Source organism: Bacillus sp. S2(2019) (assembly GCF_005144805.1).
GTDB lineage: Bacteria > Bacillota > Bacilli > Bacillales > Bacillaceae > Bacillus > Bacillus altitudinis.
Window position 1 is genome coordinate 917,475 of the sequence record NZ_SWFL01000002.1, and the last position, 18,212, is coordinate 935,686.

At 41.1% G+C, this 18,212-nt stretch carries 17 protein-coding genes and 4 tRNA genes; 9 read left to right on the top strand and 12 right to left on the bottom strand.

The annotated features are described in order from the left end of the window. Window positions 1-262: 262 nt before the first annotated feature. The 4 genes from FBF75_RS09765 to FBF75_RS09780 form a co-directional block, all read right to left on the bottom strand. A tRNA-Phe gene (locus FBF75_RS09765) sits at window positions 263-335 on the bottom strand. 26 nt (window positions 336-361) lie between these two features. After that, window positions 362-438 (bottom strand) — tRNA-Asp (locus tag FBF75_RS09770). A gap of 81 nt (window positions 439-519) precedes the next feature. After that, window positions 520-591 (bottom strand) — tRNA-Glu (locus FBF75_RS09775). Window positions 592-597: 6 nt separating this feature from the next. Then, window positions 598-673: transfer RNA gene (locus FBF75_RS09780), tRNA-Lys, on the bottom strand. 334 nt (window positions 674-1,007) lie between these two features. Between FBF75_RS09780 and FBF75_RS09785 the strand changes: the two genes are divergently transcribed. Further along, window positions 1,008-1,532 carry a peroxiredoxin family protein gene (locus FBF75_RS09785; RefSeq protein ID WP_007497396.1) on the top strand — a complete coding sequence of 175 codons (525 nt, stop codon included), beginning with the start codon at window positions 1,008-1,010 and terminating at the stop codon, window positions 1,530-1,532. 29 nt (window positions 1,533-1,561) lie between these two features. Here FBF75_RS09785 and FBF75_RS09790 read toward each other — a convergent pair whose 3' ends face one another. The 4 genes from FBF75_RS09790 to FBF75_RS09805 form a co-directional block, all read right to left on the bottom strand. Continuing rightward, complete coding sequence (locus FBF75_RS09790; RefSeq protein ID WP_017368446.1) at window positions 1,562-1,771, bottom strand: hypothetical protein; 210 nt, start codon at window positions 1,769-1,771, stop codon at window positions 1,562-1,564. A gap of 14 nt (window positions 1,772-1,785) precedes the next feature. Then, on the bottom strand, window positions 1,786-2,919 hold the full coding sequence (locus FBF75_RS09795) for a DUF418 domain-containing protein (RefSeq protein ID WP_136944688.1): 1,134 nt from the start codon (window positions 2,917-2,919) through the stop codon (window positions 1,786-1,788). Between the two features lie 131 nt (window positions 2,920-3,050). Beyond that, on the bottom strand, window positions 3,051-4,346 hold the full coding sequence (locus FBF75_RS09800) for an adenylosuccinate synthase (RefSeq protein WP_007497400.1): 1,296 nt from the start codon (window positions 4,344-4,346) through the stop codon (window positions 3,051-3,053). A 216-nt stretch (window positions 4,347-4,562) separates the two neighbouring features. Beyond that, window positions 4,563-5,165 (bottom strand): TetR/AcrR family transcriptional regulator, encoded by a 603-nt coding sequence (locus FBF75_RS09805; RefSeq protein WP_282706817.1) that lies wholly within the window; start codon window positions 5,163-5,165, stop codon window positions 4,563-4,565. A 116-nt stretch (window positions 5,166-5,281) separates the two neighbouring features. On the opposite strand from FBF75_RS09805, the gene FBF75_RS09810 reads away from it, so the two are divergent. After that, window positions 5,282-6,487, top strand: coding sequence for a cytochrome P450 (locus FBF75_RS09810; protein WP_056703851.1), 1,206 nt, complete (start codon window positions 5,282-5,284; stop codon window positions 6,485-6,487). A gap of 33 nt (window positions 6,488-6,520) precedes the next feature. On the opposite strand, the gene FBF75_RS09815 is transcribed toward FBF75_RS09810, so the two are convergent. The 4 genes from FBF75_RS09815 to FBF75_RS09830 form a co-directional block, all read right to left on the bottom strand. After that, window positions 6,521-6,934 (bottom strand): VOC family protein, encoded by a 414-nt coding sequence (locus FBF75_RS09815; RefSeq protein ID WP_017359894.1) that lies wholly within the window; start codon window positions 6,932-6,934, stop codon window positions 6,521-6,523. A 130-nt stretch (window positions 6,935-7,064) separates the two neighbouring features. Beyond that, window positions 7,065-8,429: a replicative DNA helicase gene (gene dnaB, locus FBF75_RS09820; RefSeq protein ID WP_003214779.1), complete on the bottom strand. Its 1,365-nt coding sequence runs from the start codon at window positions 8,427-8,429 to the stop codon at window positions 7,065-7,067. Window positions 8,430-8,711: 282 nt separating this feature from the next. Continuing rightward, window positions 8,712-9,668, bottom strand: coding sequence for a DUF4885 family protein (locus FBF75_RS09825; protein WP_136944689.1), 957 nt, complete (start codon window positions 9,666-9,668; stop codon window positions 8,712-8,714). After that, entirely contained in the window at window positions 9,665-10,612 is a 948-nt protein-coding gene (locus tag FBF75_RS09830) for a DUF4885 family protein (RefSeq protein ID WP_136944690.1), read from the bottom strand. Before FBF75_RS09830 ends, FBF75_RS09825 begins: the two co-directional genes overlap by 4 nt. Window positions 10,613-10,721: 109 nt before the next feature. On the opposite strand from FBF75_RS09830, the gene FBF75_RS09835 reads away from it, so the two are divergent. From FBF75_RS09835 to FBF75_RS09865, 7 genes are all read left to right on the top strand, one after another. Beyond that, window positions 10,722-11,579 carry a hypothetical protein gene (locus FBF75_RS09835; RefSeq protein WP_008347513.1) on the top strand — a complete coding sequence of 286 codons (858 nt, stop codon included), beginning with the start codon at window positions 10,722-10,724 and terminating at the stop codon, window positions 11,577-11,579. 498 nt (window positions 11,580-12,077) lie between these two features. Beyond that, window positions 12,078-12,959: an alpha/beta hydrolase gene (locus tag FBF75_RS09840; protein WP_136944691.1), complete on the top strand. Its 882-nt coding sequence runs from the start codon at window positions 12,078-12,080 to the stop codon at window positions 12,957-12,959. A 209-nt stretch (window positions 12,960-13,168) separates the two neighbouring features. Further along, window positions 13,169-14,794 carry an ABC transporter substrate-binding protein gene (locus tag FBF75_RS09845; RefSeq protein WP_136944692.1) on the top strand — a complete coding sequence of 542 codons (1,626 nt, stop codon included), beginning with the start codon at window positions 13,169-13,171 and terminating at the stop codon, window positions 14,792-14,794. Between the two features lie 98 nt (window positions 14,795-14,892). Continuing rightward, a complete protein-coding gene (locus tag FBF75_RS09850; RefSeq protein ID WP_136944693.1) occupies window positions 14,893-15,858 on the top strand; it encodes an iron-hydroxamate ABC transporter substrate-binding protein in 966 nt (321 codons plus the stop codon). A gap of 89 nt (window positions 15,859-15,947) precedes the next feature. Then, a complete protein-coding gene (locus tag FBF75_RS09855) occupies window positions 15,948-16,682 on the top strand; it encodes an alpha/beta hydrolase (RefSeq protein ID WP_099496998.1) in 735 nt (244 codons plus the stop codon). Between the two features lie 72 nt (window positions 16,683-16,754). Further along, a complete protein-coding gene (locus FBF75_RS09860; RefSeq protein WP_074041764.1) occupies window positions 16,755-16,898 on the top strand; it encodes a YycC family protein in 144 nt (47 codons plus the stop codon). A gap of 22 nt (window positions 16,899-16,920) precedes the next feature. Continuing rightward, complete coding sequence (locus tag FBF75_RS09865) at window positions 16,921-18,135, top strand: CynX/NimT family MFS transporter (protein WP_017368453.1); 1,215 nt, start codon at window positions 16,921-16,923, stop codon at window positions 18,133-18,135. The last annotated feature ends 77 nt before the right edge of the window (window positions 18,136-18,212 follow it).

The following is an 18,212-nucleotide window of genomic DNA, read 5'->3' on the forward strand; positions in this document are numbered from 1 at the left end:
CACTGTCTATTATAACGTTTTAAGAGGCAAAGATAAAAATAATAACGGCTTTCTTTGCTAGTAAACGTTGGATAGAAGAACTTCACCCAAAAGATTTGATGACTTTTTCCTTTTTTATTGAAACTTTTCCAGTCACCAAACGTCTATATACATGTAACGTCTTCTTCTTATGGAGCCGGGCCCTACCTAGGTCCGGCTTCTCCCTTTTTATGCCTTCTTTTCATAATAAAAACGCACCTGCGATTGCAGATGCGTTTGGAAGTGGCTCGGGACGGAATCGAACCGCCGACACACGGATTTTCAGTCCGTTGCTCTACCAACTGAGCTACCGAGCCATCATCAAAAGATGAATATGTATAAATGGCGGTCCGGACGGGACTCGAACCCGCGACCTCCTGCGTGACAGGCAGGCATTCTAACCAACTGAACTACCGGACCTCAGTAACTTGCCCGAAAAAGCAATCGTGGTGCTCCTTCAAGCAAGTGAGGAAAAATTAGCTTAACGCTAAAGTAAATCAATGACCCGTACGGGATTCGAACCCGTGTTACCGCCGTGAAAGGGCGGTGTCTTAACCGCTTGACCAACGGGCCAAAACATGGTGAGCCATGAAGGACTCGAACCTTCGACCCTCTGATTAAAAGTCAGATGCTCTACCAACTGAGCTAATGGCTCTCGGTTTGTGAAAAGTAATTCTGAAGAAGTTGTACTGCGTCAAACCAATCGCTTTAAAAAAGCTGGAACATCGCATCCTAACAAGTTTCAGAGACCTTTGCAACAACGAGATTTATAATATCATAGAGTAATTACATATGGCAATACGTTTTTCGACATTTTTTTAAAAAAAGTGTCGGATTTGATATCTTCTGTTAAACCGCCTAATCCTGCAAGCGCCTTCATTCAATCAATGGCTACTGCCCAATCCAGCACACAGAAACGTTTGATTCCGACCAATATTGGTTATACAAGAAACAAACAGCATGGTGATTGAAAAAGGAGGAAGCATAGGATGAGTTCATTTAAATTAGGAGATAAAATGCCCGATTTTTCACTGCCAACAGTGCAGGGCGATCACATTGAGTTTTACAAACATTTAGAGGAGCATCAAAGCTGGCACCTTATCGTTTTCTTTAGAGGATCATGGTGCCCAGTATGTGTCGAGGAATTAAAAGAGCTGGAAAAACAGCAATCCTATTTTCAAGACAAGGATATTCACTTAATGACGATCTCAACGGATAACCCTGAAGACTTGAAAGAATTTGCAGACAAAGAGGGACTTTCTTTCCCCATCATGTCTGACCAAGACCTCACATCATTGAAAGCCTATGAAGTCTTCTATCACGGGGAAGATGCCCCATACGAAGATCATGGGGTGCACGGAGAACCTGCCTATTTCTTATTAAATGAAAAAGGCCAAGTCCTCTATCAGCAAAGACAAACAAGTCCATTTGGCAGACCGCACGCCAACGAACTGCGCAAAATCATTCAATACATTCGTAAAAATTTAAAAGGCCAATATAAAAGCCTGAAGTAAGGAAAAAGCCCTCGTGATGAGGGCTTTTTTTATGAACGCCTTTTATTATATAGCCAATCTGCGGTAAAAAAAACAAAGAGACCCGCCATGAGAATGATAAAAGTGACAGGTGGTTTATTACCCTGGAAATACATGTACAGCGCATGTCCTCCTAATGCGAGAAGATAAAAGACAAATGCTGTTACAGCTGCTTTATGTGTATTCGCTTGTTCTCTTTTCGTCATTTTTTTAAAAAACATTGTGTCTATCCCCTTTATGATGCTTTTTTCATCGTCACCCGGCGAAGTGCCCGTGAACGAATATATTCCATTGGCCCGATTCCCCAGACGTTTAAGCAGCATGCTGAAATGGCGATTTGCAGCAGGGAGATCAACAACCATGACAAGACGATAAGGGGGGCGTTGATTTGACCGCCAAGACCCAATCCCCAGCTGTAAAAAAGAAGCGAGCAGATGACATTTTGCAGGATATAGCAGCTAAGCGCCATTTTCCCTACATATTCAAACCAAGTCCACATGAACCATGACTCCGTGCGTGCTAGAAGCTTCGCCACGACAGCAATATAGAAAATAGAGAGGAATGGCGAAAACACATAGCGCACCACGAATTCCACTATGTCATTTGGTACAAAGACGAGCGCATTCAGCGGCAGTCCAATCCACAAACCCATTCGGAACAATGTTTTCCGCAGAGTTTGCCCACGCTCATTTGCATAAAATACACCGGCTCTCATCATCCGCACACCTAATAAAAACAAAAAGGTATTCATTGGGATAATAAAGATTGCTTCTTCTCGGTACATCAAAAAGTGCTGTAATCGGTCTTGAACTTGAGATATCCATGTCTCCGGCAGTTGTTCTTCGTACGCTGGTTCACTGCTCTCGTCATAGGATTCATTTTCCAATTCAGAGAAAGAAAATACAACGAGAAAAGCCGTCACCAACAAATGAATGACACCCGAGACAATCATGCCTTTTTTGATGCGCCGACTCCCTCCACGGACAATAAACGCCACAAGCAAACCCGTGACGGCGTAACTCATGAGCACATCATATTCCATCACTAGCGCAAAATGGACAAAGCCTTCAATAAATAAAAATAAAAGAATCCATAAATATGTACCCGGCCAAGTCGTATTTTTTCTTTTCGCCTGCTGGTATTTCAGCTCTAGCCCTACGCCAAACATGATTGTGAGCAGCGATAGCATTTTGCCATAAACGAACATAGAGACAAGACTTTCAAGAAAACTACCATTTTCATATTCATCCGCAATCTGATCTGTCGCAAAGGTATCCCCTGCGTATGCAAAAAACCAGACGTTTGTACCCAATGTTCCTAATATCGCAAAACCTCGTAAAATATCTAATAATCGTATTCTTTCTTTCACTAGAACGCTCCTTCCCTTTTATACAGTTATCACATTTTGGTAATGACAGGAAGAGCGTTCCGTAGAAATTAAGGAATATTTAAACAAAAAAACACCAGTAAAATGTGTGATTTTACTGGTGTCTGATCAGTCTATAATGATGGACGGTACACGCTGCGGACAACGTTCGTTTGGGAACGGTCTGGTCCGACTGAGAAAATAGAAAGTGGAATACCTGTTAATTGTGAAATGCGCTCTAAGTAATGACGGGCATTTGCAGGCAGTTCACTTAAATTCTTCACGCCTGTAATATCCTCTGTCCATCCTGGCATTTCTTCGTAGACAGGTTCACATTTCGCTAATTCATTTAGACTTGCTGGGAATTCTTCAGTGATTTCTCCGTTCAATTTATAAGCAACACAGATTTTCAATTTCTCAATCCCTGTCAGTACATCAATGGAGTTAAGAGATAAATCTGTAATTCCGCTCACACGGCGCGCATGACGGACAACAACACTGTCAAACCAGCCAACACGGCGCGGGCGGCCAGTTGTCGTACCGTATTCACGGCCAACTTCACGGATTTGATCGCCAATTTCATCATGGAGTTCTGTCGGGAATGGGCCATCACCTACACGAGTTGTGTAAGCTTTTGATACGCCGACCACATGTTGAATTTTCGTAGGACCTACACCAGAACCAATCGTCACGCCTCCAGCCACTGGGTTAGATGACGTCACGAACGGATATGTCCCTTGATCGATATCAAGCATAACGCCTTGTGCCCCTTCAAAAAGAACACGGCGGCCTTCATCTAGAGCATCGTTCAATACAACAGATGTGTCCACGACATATTTTTTCACTTGCTGACCATATTCATAATACTCATCTAAAATATCTTCAATTTTGAAGCCTTCTGTGTCGTACATTTTCTCTAAAAGACGATTTTTCTCTTCTAGATTACGGGCAAGCTTCTCTTCAAATACTTCACGATCTAATAAATCTGCGATACGGATTCCGACGCGGGCAGCTTTGTCCATATAAGCTGGTCCGATTCCTTTTTTCGTCGTACCGATCTTGTTAGCCCCTTTCCGCTCTTCTTCTACCTCGTCCAATTTTAAGTGATAAGGCAGAATGACATGGGCTCTATTGCTGATTCTGAGGTTATCTGTACTCACATTCCGTTCGTGAAGATACGCAAGCTCAGTGACCAACGCTTTAGGATCAACCACCATTCCATTACCGATGACACAAGTTTTCTCTTTGTAAAAAATACCGGACGGAATGAGGTGTAGCTTGTAAGTCACTCCATCAAATTTGATTGTGTGACCTGCATTGTTTCCCCCTTGATAACGGGCAATCACCTCTGCATTTTCTGAAAGGAAATCGGTAATTTTCCCTTTCCCTTCGTCACCCCACTGCGTACCTACTACGACTACTGAAGACATATCGTGCACCTCCGTTAACCTTTCAAAACGTTATCTCTTTCAAACACATTTATTTTATCAATGCACAATGAAAAAGTCAACGTGAAATCCGAACATTAATATATCGAAATCGAATTTTGTTCGTTTTACATGTGAGGAAAAGCGCTTTAATTGCTCATTCTACGCTTAAACAAGAAGATTTCGATCAAAATTACTGTTTTTCTCATTTCCGTTTGTTCAGTGATTTTCAATCAATTGAATCATCGAACTTGCCATAAAGTCGGGTGAGTATGGTCTGCCTTTTCTCAGCCACCACTCAGCTGTCCCAACATAAGCAGAAATGACAAATTGCTTCTGCATCTCGAGAGGAACGTGTTGTGGATCAGGTGTTGAACCTGTGACTTCTTCTAGCCCCAAAGTAAAGCTTTCTTCAAAAAAAGCACTGGCCGTCTGATGAATATTAAGCTCTCTTCCCCTTTTCAAGAGAATCTGATACTCCTCTTCATGTTCCTGCAAATGCTGATAAAAGCGGTAAATATACACATATGCTGCATGATCGCTCTTCCACTCACTTTCATGTACAGGAGCAAAAATAGCGGTTTTCATGACATCAAACATCTCATCCATGACCTGCTGTGCTAGGTCAAACTTATCCTCATAATGCTGATAAAAGGTGGTGCGATGGATTCCTGCCTTGTTCGTCAAATCTTGTACAGAAATCTTCCCCCATTCCTTCTCCTTTAATAACTGAAATAATGCTTTTCTTAATTGTTGCTTTGATTCAGTTGTGCGCTTATCCCCTCTGTAGCAGTCCGCCACAAGCCGCTCTCCCCTTCCCATTTTCTTCAACAGATTTCTCTTTTCTGTTGGTTGAATCCTTTCTCCTGATGAATTACCTTTAAATCTAACACAGTGAAAAAAAGGAATCATCTGACAACCCATAAGGAGTGATGATCATGGAAACAACAACACCTAGTGCCGTTCAGAAAGCGTTATTAAGAGGGAAAAATAAGCAGGACCCGTATCACCCATTTGATTGGTACGCCAAAATGCGTCAAGAATCCCCTGTTCATTTTGATGAACACAGCCAAACATGGAGTGTCTTCACCTATGAAGAAGCAAAGCGCGTCACCATCGATAAAGATACCTTTTCTAGTCAACCTCCTCAAGACCACCGGAAACATTCACTGATGAAAACAATGGTCATGATGGACCCGCCAAAACATACACGAATCCGTTCCATTGTGAGCAAAGCCTTTACACCCCGGGTGATGAAATTGTGGGAACCACGCATTCAAGAGTTAATGGATGATCTCATTGCACAAATAGAAGGTAAGGAAGAGATTGATCTTGTTCAAGACATCTCCTATCCGCTTCCTGTCATAGTCATTGCAGAGCTTTTAGGTGTGCCAACAGAACATAAACAATCCTTTAAAGAATGGTCCGATATTCTCGTCAGCATGCCTAAAAGTGAACATGAAAAAGATGTCGTTGAATGGCAAAAAACACGGGATCAAAGCGAAGCGGACATGATGGCGTTTTTTGCTGACATCATTGAAGAGAAGCGGCAGAACCTTAGTGAGGATTTGATTTCGCTTTTAATCCAAGCGGAGGAAGATGGAGATAAGCTGTCCGCAGACGAATTAATTCCTTTCTGCAATCTTCTCCTGTTAGCAGGCAACGAAACGACCACCAACCTGATCTCCAATATGATCTTTAGTTTGTTAGAAAATCCGGGGTCGTATGAAGCGCTCGCTCAATCACCTGACCTCATTCCTCGAGCTGTGGAGGAGGCTGTCCGTTTTCGTGCCCCTGCGCCTACCATCGTCCGGTATGTCACAGAAGACACCGAACTTGGAGGAAAAGTCTTGAAAAAGGGAGACAGTGTGATTGTCTTTCTTGCTTCTGCGAACCGGGATGAGCGTCAATTTCCAAACGCACATGAGTACGATATACACCGGCACCCTAATCCCCATATTGGCTTTGGCCACGGCATTCATTTCTGCCTAGGCGCACCACTTGCTCGCCTGGAAGCATACACTGCCATCAAAGCCATACAGTCACGATATGAATCACTAGAGCTTCTCTCGTACGTCCCAATGACAAGCAGCGGTATGTATGGACTAAAAGAACTGAAGCTCCGTGTCACGCCTCGTTCCTAACAATCTGAGACTCTCACAAGATGGGAGTCTTTCTTAATCAGGTGTAATTCCTTCTGTATTCATGAGCACCACTCGATATCCATCTGGATCTTCAATCGTCACGCCTCCTCGATCCCAGTACGGGTTCGTAGAGGTGACATGCCGTCCGCCAAATGCGATCAGTCTCTTTTTCATCTGCTGAAATTCTTCTTCATCCGGAATATAGAATACAAGCAGCTGCTCTGGGTGGGGAACAGGCAAGCTTTCGTCTTCTTCATGTTTGGTGATTTCCAGATGAACATGCTGGTGAGGAAGCCCAAGCATGACCCCATCATACCCTTCATGCTGATCAAATGAGCCTATTCGTTTCAGCCCTAAACCTTCTTCATAAAAAGAAACAACCTCTTTCATGTTGACGGTCGGACGTGCGATGCGTAATTGAGCGGCTTCGAATTGTTGAAACTTCATCAGTCATCACTCCTTTTCTCTCCCTTTAGTATACGCTCTCTTTTTCTCCCACTCCTCCTCATTTCGACTGTTTTTCAGTCATTCTTTCGATGTAGATGGATCAAAAAAGCCCAGCTTCTTGAGCTGGGCTTTAAGCACCGGGCGGAACACCCGCATCGTCAAATCTTCTCTCTAAGTTGACGAATTTGTTATATTCTTTCACGAAAGCCAGTGATACCGTTCCAACTGGACCGTTACGCTGTTTCGCAATAATAATTTCAATAATGTTCTTATTCTCTGATTCTTTGTCATAGTAATCATCACGATAAAGGAACGCCACAATATCGGCATCCTGCTCAATACTTCCTGATTCACGAATATCAGACATCATCGGACGTTTGTCCTGACGCTGCTCTACCCCACGAGAAAGCTGTGATAAGGCAATGACCGGCACTTCAAGTTCTCTTGCTAGTGACTTTAAAGCCCTAGAAATTTCAGATACCTCTTGCTGACGGTTATCGCTTGATCGTCCACTCCCTTGGATGAGCTGTAAGTAGTCAATCAGGATCATACCAAGCCCGTTTTCTTGCTTCAAACGGCGGCATTTCGAGCGAATCTCACTTACTCTAATACCAGGTGTATCATCAATGAAAATCCCACTGTTTGATAGCGAACCCATCGCCATTGTCAGCTTACCCCAGTCCTCTTCTGTGAGATTACCGGTTCTTAGGTTTTGTGCATTGATATTTCCCTCGGCACAAAGCATACGCATGACCAGCTGCTCAGCGCCCATCTCTAAACTAAAGATGGCGACACTTTCATCTGTCTTGGTCGCAACGTTTTGTGCAATATTTAACGCGAAGGCTGTTTTCCCTACGGACGGACGAGCCGCTACAATAATCAAGTCATTTCGCTGGAAGCCAGCTGTCATCCGGTCAAGCTCTGAGAAACCCGTTGGAATCCCAGTGATATCACCTTTTCGATTATGAAGCTGTTCAATATTATCATATGTCTGAACAAGAACGTCTTTAATGTTTTGGAAAGCTCCTGAGTTTTTACGCTGAGCCACTTCCATAATGGTTTTTTCAGCATCACTCAATAGATCTTCTACTTCATCCTCACGCGTATATCCATCCTGTGCAATGGTTGTCGCTGTACGGATCAGACGTCTTAAAATAGATTTTTCTTCCACAATTTTTGCATAATATTCAATGTTTGCGGCAGTTGGGACAGAGTTCGCAATATCTGTTAAATACGAAATCCCGCCTACCTCTTCTAGTAAGTCTGTATTGGCAAGTTCTGATGTCACCGTGACAAGGTCAACCGGTTCCCCTCTATCACCAAGTACAAGCATCGCATTGTAAATCTTTTGATGCGACATTCTATAGAAATCCTCTGGAATTAATACTTCAGAAGCGAGCGTTAGCGCAGATGGTTCTAAAAAAACAGCACCTAATACGGCCTGCTCGGCTTCTATATTTTGCGGCGGCAGCCGGTCATCGAGAAGTTCCGTCATGCCAAGCACCGTCCTTTCATAAAAAAATACGCTACTCATCATTTTAACATTTTCATCAATAAAAAAGTGAAAAACATCAACTATAGTCAAAATTACCATGTCGATGTTTTGTTGAACAGCGAAACAACACACTTCAAATAGAAAAGACTCTGTAACATAAATTGTTATAGAGTCCTTTATATCGCTAATGGAATTTGTAGCTGTTGTTCACACATGTGATCGATACTCCAACATGGCATGAACACGCACATGATCAAACCTTGCAAATATCAGGTGCGTTTTTTAATCTATCGTTTTCTTAACTCCATAATTCACCTGTTGCCCAATGTCTTGTAAGGAGCCATTTTGATAACTAATAGATAACACCAAATCGGGAATAGAATCAAATCCGTTTTTGGCTAAGTCAAAGAGCTGTGCACCATAATGTGATGCAGCAATGCGGGCATTTTCTGCTGTGTATGGGTTTTTCAGAAGTTCTTCTTTGTAGATATCAAAAATGTTCGCTCCGGTATCCGTTACAAATTGACCGTTTACAATGCTTAAATCTTTTAAGTCGAAGCCTGTCACCGTTTTGATTTGATTGACAAGGTGGAACTTTGCAAGTGAATCCGGCGTGAATTGAGTCGAATCATCATTTCTACTTTTCATAATATGAAAAAATAGTTCTCTTGTATTGTTACTTGTATTCAGTATATCTTCTATTTGTTTGGCTAGGGTTTCGTCTGTTGATCCACTCACCACTAATTTGAAATGATTTGGATCAATGGTAAAAGTTAAATTGGCGTTTTTAGGAATGTTCAAACCATTGGTAGAAAACAAAGCTTGCAGTTGTTCGTTCACCTTTTGGCGATTTAATAGTTTCTTTTCTACACTTTCCTGGGTAGGATCGTACCGTTTTTCATTACGGAAAATAGCATCATTGAAGTCATATTGTCCACCTTTATTATTCCTTGCCCAACTCATTTCCATCGTATAAGCAGCTTCTCTCTCCACTTTAGTTAGATCACTTCTGAAATAAGAAGAGTATGGATTTCGATACTTATCATATATATGGCTCTGGGGATCTTTGAATCGTTTATTTTGTTCATTTATTTTTTCGTATTTTTCATCTAATATTTTCATTCGTCTATCAGATTCGGTCATCACTTCGTTTGTACTTTTAATAGCTGATTGGCTATTGAAGTCGGTAAAGTTCTGATTGTTTAGAGCAGTTGCTGCATTTGATGTATTGATCTTCACTTTGATACTCCGTAATTCACCTTTTGTCCAATGTCATATAAAGACCCGTTTTCATACCCAATAGATAACACCAAATCGGGAATAGAATCATACCCGTTCTTCGCTAAATCAAAGAGCTGTGCACCATAATGTGATGCAGCAATGCGGGCATTTTCTGCTGTGTATGGGTTTTTCAGAAGTTCTTCTTTGTAGATATCAAAAATGTTCGCTCCGGTATCCGTTACAAATTGACCGTTTACAATGCTTAAATCTTTTAAGTCGAAGCCTGTCACCGTTTTGATTTGATTGACAAGGTGGAACTTTGCAAGTGAATCCGGCGTGAATTGAGTCGAATCATCATTTCTACTTTTCATAATATGGAAAAATAGTTCTCTTGTATTGTTGCTTGTATTTAATATGTCTTCTATTTGTTTGATCAATGATTCATCAGTTGATCCGCTCACCACTAATTTGAAATGATTTGGATCAATGGTAAAAGTTAAATTGGCGTTTTTAGGAATATTCAAACCATTGGTAGAAAACAAAGCTTGCAGTTGTTCGTTCACCTTTTGACGATTTAATAGTTTCTTTTCGACACTTTCTTGGGTAGGGTCGTACCGATTTTCATTACGGAAGGCGGCATCATTAAAATTATAATACCCTCCTCTCCCATGGTTAGCCCAACCAATTTCCATAGAGTAAGCAGCATCTCTTTCTGGTTTGGTTAGGTCACTTCTGAAATAAGGAGAGTATGGATTTCGATACTTATCAAATATATGACCATGAGGATCTTTGAATCGTTTGTTTTGTTCATTTATTTTTTCGTATTTTTCATCTAATATTTTCATCCGTCTATCAGATTCGGTCATCACTTCATTTGTACTTTTAATAGCTGATTGACCTTTAGAATCTATTTGGTTCAGATTGTTCGAAGAACTGGCTGTATATGACGTATTAATATTCATTTTGATTCTCCTTTTTTAAGAAAATAGTGATTATTAAATATATCGGCAATTCAGTTAAAATTTGTTAGTTTAATGTCGATATAGTAATTATTACAAGGAGGGTTAATATATGACAAATACTATCTTTAAACGTTTATTATTACCAGCATTATTATTGGCGCTTGTTACTAGTTTTTTTGCACCTAAGTCAGCGGAAGCAGCAATTACCGGGAATAACAGTCCTAACACTGCAAGTTCAATGGGATATTGGAAAAATAGTCGTTCAGACACGACAATCTTACCTGAAGGTGAAAATGAAGCGTATTATCAGTTTACGATCAATAAAGGTGAAAGAGTTTATGTCAGAAGTTCGTATAATAAGCAATATACTGGGATGAAAATCGAGGTTTATAACTCAAAATATTCTGATGCGAAAACAGAAGTAATTAATCCTGATTCAGTAACACCCTTTATTTTTGCAAATACTGGTGACGTGACTTCAACTTCAGAAACTTATTTTGTGAAAGTAACCCGTGGTACATATACCGGAGACATGTATTTTTCTGTTTCCATTCAAGATCGTATCAAATCTGGAAATGGGACATTCAATTTTACGGGGACAGCTACAAACTTGGGGAATTCTTCTTTAAATTTTTTAGGGGTTGATTCTTCTGTCATTACAATGGATTTAACGAACAATTCTTCTATTCCTAAAAGTGCAATTGTCAAATCGATTACGACAACTAGCACTCAAACGCCCAACCAAGGGAATGTCACACACAAACTGATGGCTAGTGATAGTAACATTTGGTATCAATCACTTTTCTCCTCTGCAACAAGTGGTTCTTATCGTATATCTCTGGATGATCAATTAAGAGTCGCTCAAAAATGGAGCTTTAAGTACAACGCAAAAGCTACGGCGAGATCTACTATGAGCAATGTCAAAGCCGATATCCGTTACGAATATGATGTCACAGATGGATTTTAAGTGAATGATGTTAACAGATATGTACACCAATTGATCAAAAAGTAAGGGCACATCCCTTACTTTTTTTATTGCCTCATTTTTGATGTTATATGTTATTTCGCCACTTTTAAAACAGCCCCTCCTCTTTCAACACGCTCTCTAGCAGAACCCCGACTGACCATTTCATTTTGTTATGAATGAAAATGTTAAAAAGAAGAGTAGTGTATTTTTGTATGAAAGGACGGTGCTTGGTATGGCGGAACTTCTCGATGACCGGCTGCCGACGCAAAATATAGAAGCAGAGCAGGCCGCATCAATGAATTGGGCGAAATTAACATTTACATAACTTTATGAACATTTGACTTTATAATTAATAACTATTATTATTTGGTTTGCTCACATGATAATTGAGAATCATTTTCATTTGAAGTTTTCAAGTAATACTCTCATCCAACCAATATTCACAAGTCTGCTTTTATCACCATATGAGGATCATTTTGAGGAAGGGAATTTTTATATATGTTGAAACACCCTGAAGGAATGGGTACTGAGAATTCACTTTTCGGAGAAAGCCGCCCCTTTTTTATACCTGGGACGGAGCAACTGGATATCACAGCACACCCATACAGACTTTTTATATTTAAACCGAATGCTACTCCTCCAGCGGCTGGTTTTCCAGTCATGTACGTACTTGATGGAAATTCGCTTTTTGGCACAATGGTCGAAGCCATTCGTTTACAGTCAAGAAGACCTGAAAAAACAGGAATCATACCTGCAATCATTGTTGGAATTGGCTATCAAACAGAAGAATCCTATCATCCGCTTAGGCATTATGATCTCACTCTTACCGACCCTGATGCTTCCATTGGGAGGAAAAGAAAGGACTTCTCCAACCATACATATGGCGGCGCTTCTACTTTTTTTTCTTTTTTAGAAATGACGGTAAAGCCCTATATCGAACAACGCTTTCCGATTAACCAAAGTCGTCAAACACTGTTTGGGCATTCTCTTGGCGGTCTTTTTGTATTACACACACTATTTGAGCACCCTGATGCTTATCAGACATATATTGCAGGGAGCCCTTCTATCCACTGGAACAAAAAATTATTTCTAGAAAAAGAACACCAATTCACCAACTATATACGTCAGGTGCCTATGGATGTCAGGCTGCTTGTAGGTGTAGGTGAGTTAGAAAAACATCATCCATGTCAAATGAATGATCATGCCAATTCACTAGCAAATCGTATGTTGCCTTTATCGTCATACGGCTTGCATACTGCCTATCACGAGTTCCCTGAAGAAGGACATACGTCCGTTTTGCCGGTGCTGATGAATTATGCTTTTCGTTTTGCACTCTATCATGATGTTCCTTTAACAACCACAGACATGAAAAAAAGCTAGTGAACACACGAAATATAGTGATCTATCTCAAAAGATTGCCCTTATCACAGGCGCAGGACGGACAACGAATGCAAGTATTTCTCTATACCCTACGCACCCTGATCTCCATCAGGGTGCTTTTTTGACAGAATAAACACACCATTTTCCAGCTCTTTCTGATACAATTCAATTGAGAATATTTATCAATTAATAAGAGATCAGGTGGTTTTATGGGAAACAATCCTCAATTATGCACAAGGGTAAATGCTGAACAATGCATTTATCGATTAACATATACTGAAAAAATAAATAATGCAGATCTTCCACATACGGAGCAGCAGTTGTCAGATACTTTCTGCCTCCTTTTTAGCATAAGCGGCAGCGGTTTACTTACATTGAACGATCAAAGATGGCGATTGAAACATCTGACACTCTATACGATGATGCCTGGGGAAACATTTATGTTGAAAACAGAGCCTTATCAAAAACACGAGCTCTATCTGTTTCGCTTTCAGATGTACACGCCGCAAGGTCAAAACATAGAAGAAGTATCAACTGAACATGCCCGCTCTTTACTGAATGTATGGCAATTTATCGATATTAGCTCGATTGAACACATTCATTCTTTACTGTCCGACATGACAGCAGAATGGCAAAAACCTGAATCCATTAGCTTTTTTAGAAGCCAAACCCTTTTTCAACAGCTCATGATGCAGCTTTTCACACTGCATAAAGAAGACATTTGTGACACAACACACGCCCTTTTTAAAACAAAACAATATATCGATCAACATTCCGAAGAACCTCTCAGCCTTACAAGTCTATCTCATATGGCTGGTATCAGCGCCAATCATTACAGCGAGCTATTTAAAAAGCATTTTGATGTGAGTGTCACTGATTATATCACCAAGAAAAGACTGGCTAGAGCCAAACAGTTCATGGCAAAAGGTCATGCAAAGCTCAAAGACATTGCACAGGACATCGGCTATCAAGACCCCTATTACTTTAGCCGTATCTTTAAGAAAAAAACGGGTATCACTCCTTCTGCTTATATGAAAAGCCGTCAACGGAAAATGGCTGCCTATGGCCATTCCATACTCGGTCAGCTCACACCCATTCATATCATCCCATATGCTGCCCCTCTTCACCCTAAATGGACAGCACATGATTTTGAGCATTATGCAGAAGAAATTCCGATTCATCTGAGTGCACATCGTATCAACGAACACGCTGAAGCCAATTTACAGCAATTGAAGGAAGCACAACCTGAGCTGATCATTGCCAATGATCATGTGACAGAGGAAGAAAAACAAGTGTTGAAAACCATCTGTCCTGTTCACTTTGTTCCATTCACACAATTGGATTGGCGCGCTCAATTCAGACAAACAGCTATGTTCTTAAACGAAACGAGGGAAGCAGAAGAATGGCTCCTTCATTACGAGGAACTCGTCATTCAAGCGAAAAAGGCATGCCTTATTGATCATCCACCAAGAACCGTCCTGCCTCTTCGTATCTTTCAAGATCAGCTCTACTTATCTGTCAATCGCACCATGTCAGAAGTAATTTTTCATGACATTGGCCTTCCGCCAGCTTTTCAGAATGATGGCCAGCTCATCGAAAAAAAAATCAGCATTCACTCTATACAGCAGTTAGACCCCGATGCCATCTTCCTCTTGTTGCATAAAGAACCAAAAACCATTGCTTTTTATCAAAAATTAAAGCAACAGGAGGCTTGGCAAAATCTCAAGGCTGTGACGCAACAAGCTGTCTATCCACTCGCTTCTGACCCTTGGCGTGAATACACAGCAGCTAGTCATCAACGAGTCATTCAGGACCTTTTATCTTTTTTTCCGTAAAAAGTCCATCACTAGACAGATCATTGTCTATGGATAAAAGGACGAATGACTACTACAATCTTTAATTGAGAACAATTATCAGTTAAAGGAGAAAATAAATGAAAAAATGGTTCGCATTGCTTATCCTTTGTATCATGACGATCACCGCAGCAGCCTGTGGTGCTGCAGAAAATAAACCGGCTTCCAACACAACCAAAAGCAAGTCAGCTGAAGCAGCAGAAACAAACATCAAATATTTAGATCAAACGTACAAACTCAAAACACCAGTGAAAAGAGTCGTCATTGCTGGAAGCCTAGAATCGATGGAAGATGCAAAACTACTTGGTATCGAGCCTATTGGTGCTTCTACTGTCGGCGGCACTTTCCCTGAATTATTTAAAGACATTACAGCAAAAACAGAAGGCATTGGGGAAAAAACAGAACCGAACCTAGAAAAAATCTTAAAACTAAAACCAGACGTGATACTCGGATCAACCAAGTTCCCGCCTGCAATAATTAAAAAACTAGATAAAGTTCAAACGACGATCCCAGTATCACATGTCTCTTCCGACTGGGAAAGCAACCTTTTATTACTCGGTGAACTGACTGGAAAAAGTGAAGAAGCGAAAAGCATCATTTCTGATTATCAGAAAGATCTCAAACAAGCGAAAGAAACCCTGAAAGACAAAAGCAACAACAAAACAGCTGTCATTTTACGCATTAGACAGGGCGACCTGTACGTGTACCCTGAAGACGTATACTTCAACTCTACTTTATATGGGGACTTAGGATTTACAGCACCAAGTGATATCAAAAAAGCCAAAGCACAAGCAATGATTTCATTGGAACGCCTAGGTGAACTCAATCCTGATTATATCTTTGTTCAATTCTCCCAAGAGGAAAACTCATCGAATCCAAATGCATTGAAGGACTTAGAGGGAAATAAAATTTGGAACAGCCTAAAAGCTGTGAAAAATGGACACATCAATGAAAATGTCGTTGATCCTATGCTTCAGGGAGGAACAGCACTAAGCAAAACCACCTTCCTTGATCAGGCTGTCAAATGGCTAGATCAAACCAACTAAAAAGATGCGCATCTTGACAAAGGGCTAAACATTTTAGTCCTTTGTTCTTCTTTTCAGCGGAGCTTGAAAACTTGAAGGAGAGAATACACATGAACGGAACGTTTCTATATGACGAATTGAACGGGCGTCAGCTTGATATTTACCTTCCACCAGACACCTCTATTGATGTTCCAGCTGTCTTTGTACAAGATGGCTCTTCTTTGTTTAGAACCCACCTGCTAGAGATCGAAAGCATGATTGAAGCCAAAACCATCTCGCCAATCATCATCGTCGGTATACACCCCTTCAATCGACTTGACGAATATACACCATGGAAAGCATCATCACTGCATTCTGGATTCCCTGACTTTAAAGGTGAGGCACAGACATATGTGTCATTTTTAGCAAATGACTTGCTTCCATATATCAAAAGAGAATACCCAGTTAAACAGACCGGTCATGAACATAGCCACGTAGGTGCTTCATTAGGTGGACTCTTTGCTATTTATACCTTATTCATGTACCCTGACCTTTTTAAAAACATCGCGTCCCTCTCCGGGTCATTTTGGTATCAAGATTTTCTATCGTTTGCTAAACAACAAAGCATTCAGTCTGTGGACCACCTTGTCTATTTGTCTGTAGGCAGTGAAGAAGGGAAAGGCAAAACATCTGCCCAACAGCACATGCCTTTATTCAACAAACAACTCCATGATCTTTTATTACAGAAAGGGATGCAGGAACGAAAGCTTCACTTTCACATTGAACAAGGAGAGGGCCACCATCTGAAACAATTTCAAAAAAATTTCTTATCGGCCATCAAGTGGTTTTATAAAAGAAAACCTTAATTTTTTATCAGCAAGTCACAAAGTCGATATGGTATATTGGAACGTATAGATTGAAAGAGGAGGGATTTGCGCATGAGACCTTTACAAATCTCAGCCGATACCGCACAAAAGCTTGCTACATCACTCAATGTACCGTTAGAGCAAATCATGCATATGCCGCAGCACATCTTATTAGCTAAATTAGCGGAGCTTGAACAGAAGAAAGATCGTTCTTAAAGAAATAAAGGAGTTTACATTCATGGAACAACAACTAGAAAAATCAACATTTCATCCTCGCAGTACAGGTCAAACCATTTTGCTGATTGCTGGGATTTTACTCATTGCCTTTAACCTGAGGCCAGCCATTACGTCTGTTGGTCCTGTGATCGGTGCCATTCGTTCTGATTTACAGCTATCAAATGGACTTGCTGGTTTCCTCACGACATTACCACTGCTCTCATTCGCATTGCTATCTCCCATTGCACCTAAAATCGGAAAACGTCTTGGGAATGAACGAACACTTTGGCTTGGGCTTGCTGTCCTGCTCTTTGGGATTGTCATTCGTTCATTTGGCAGCATCACCTTTTTAATGATGGGAACGGCGCTAGTTGGCGTCGGGATTGCGATTTGTAATGTGCTTTTACCTGGACTTGTGAAACATAAATTCCCTGCACATGCTGGATTAATGACAAGCGTGTATACGACATCGATGTCCGTTTTTGCTGCACTTGCATCTGGTGTCAGCGTTCCGCTCAGTCATGCGATGCCTGGGGGCTGGAATACATCATTCCTTGTCTGGGCCGGACTTGCCCTTCTTGCGATGATGGTGTGGGCGCCGCAGCTTCTTCATCAGAACACAGCGGCTGTCAAAAGCATTTCGCTCAAAGAGCAGCCAATATGGCGTTCACGTGTCGCATGGCAGGTGACCTTTTTTATGGGCTTGCAATCATTCCTTTTCTACAGCAGTATCGCATGGTTTCCTGATATTTTGACATCACATGGCATGAACCTGGCGACAGCGGGATGGATGCTCTCTATTATGCAGTTCACTGGTCTGCCATCCACCTTCTTAACGCCCGTCTTTGCAGAAAAATTAAAAACGCAAAGACCGCTTGTCGTCGGCCTTGTCCTTGTGTATTTACTCGGCATGATTGGACTCCTTCTCGGAGGGTCGACGCCTATTCTTGTCATCTCTGTGCTATTCATCGGCGTCGGACAAGGGGCCAGTATCAGTCTTGCCCTCACATTTATCGGATTAAGAACAACCAATATGGAACAAGCAGCTGCCCTCTCTGGAATGGCGCAGTCACTCGGTTATTTATTAGCCGCTGTTGGTCCATTCATGATCGGTATCCTTTTTGATGTGACACATACATGGACACCAGCCATTATCATCTTTATCATCGTCCTATTTTTCATGTTTATATCCGGTATGCGTGCTGGACGAAGCGTCTATATTTCAGATCCGTCATAAACAAAGGGGTAAAATGAACTTTATTTTAGCCCTTTGTCTTCTTTTCAGCGTGATAGAAAACCTTTGCAGTCTAGGAA

Excerpts from the sequence above, each read along its gene's own strand:
- FBF75_RS09790 (WP_017368446.1), bottom strand. The coding sequence starts at position 1,771 with ATGTTTTTTAAAAAAATGACGAAAAGAGAACAAGCGAATACACATAAA.
- FBF75_RS09850 (WP_136944693.1), top strand. The coding sequence starts at position 14,893 with ATGAAAAAATGGTTCGCATTGCTTATCCTTTGTATCATGACGATCACC.
- FBF75_RS09810 (WP_056703851.1), top strand. The coding sequence starts at position 5,282 with ATGGAAACAACAACACCTAGTGCCGTTCAGAAAGCGTTATTAAGAGGG.
- FBF75_RS09865 (WP_017368453.1), top strand. The coding sequence starts at position 16,921 with ATGGAACAACAACTAGAAAAATCAACATTTCATCCTCGCAGTACAGGT.
- FBF75_RS09785 (WP_007497396.1), top strand. The coding sequence starts at position 1,008 with ATGAGTTCATTTAAATTAGGAGATAAAATGCCCGATTTTTCACTGCCA.
- dnaB (WP_003214779.1), bottom strand. The coding sequence starts at position 8,429 with ATGACGGAACTTCTCGATGACCGGCTGCCGCCGCAAAATATAGAAGCC.
- FBF75_RS09830 (WP_136944690.1), bottom strand. The coding sequence starts at position 10,612 with ATGAATATTAATACGTCATATACAGCCAGTTCTTCGAACAATCTGAAC.
- FBF75_RS09805 (WP_282706817.1), bottom strand. The coding sequence starts at position 5,165 with ATGGGAAGGGGAGAGCGGCTTGTGGCGGACTGCTACAGAGGGGATAAG.
- FBF75_RS09800 (WP_007497400.1), bottom strand. The coding sequence starts at position 4,346 with ATGTCTTCAGTAGTCGTAGTAGGTACGCAGTGGGGTGACGAAGGGAAA.
- FBF75_RS09815 (WP_017359894.1), bottom strand. The coding sequence starts at position 6,934 with ATGAAGTTTCAACAATTCGAAGCCGCTCAATTACGCATCGCACGTCCG.
- FBF75_RS09840 (WP_136944691.1), top strand. The coding sequence starts at position 12,078 with ATGTTGAAACACCCTGAAGGAATGGGTACTGAGAATTCACTTTTCGGA.
- FBF75_RS09855 (WP_099496998.1), top strand. The coding sequence starts at position 15,948 with ATGAACGGAACGTTTCTATATGACGAATTGAACGGGCGTCAGCTTGAT.
- FBF75_RS09860 (WP_074041764.1), top strand. The coding sequence starts at position 16,755 with ATGAGACCTTTACAAATCTCAGCCGATACCGCACAAAAGCTTGCTACA.
- FBF75_RS09845 (WP_136944692.1), top strand. The coding sequence starts at position 13,169 with ATGGGAAACAATCCTCAATTATGCACAAGGGTAAATGCTGAACAATGC.
- FBF75_RS09835 (WP_008347513.1), top strand. The coding sequence starts at position 10,722 with ATGACAAATACTATCTTTAAACGTTTATTATTACCAGCATTATTATTG.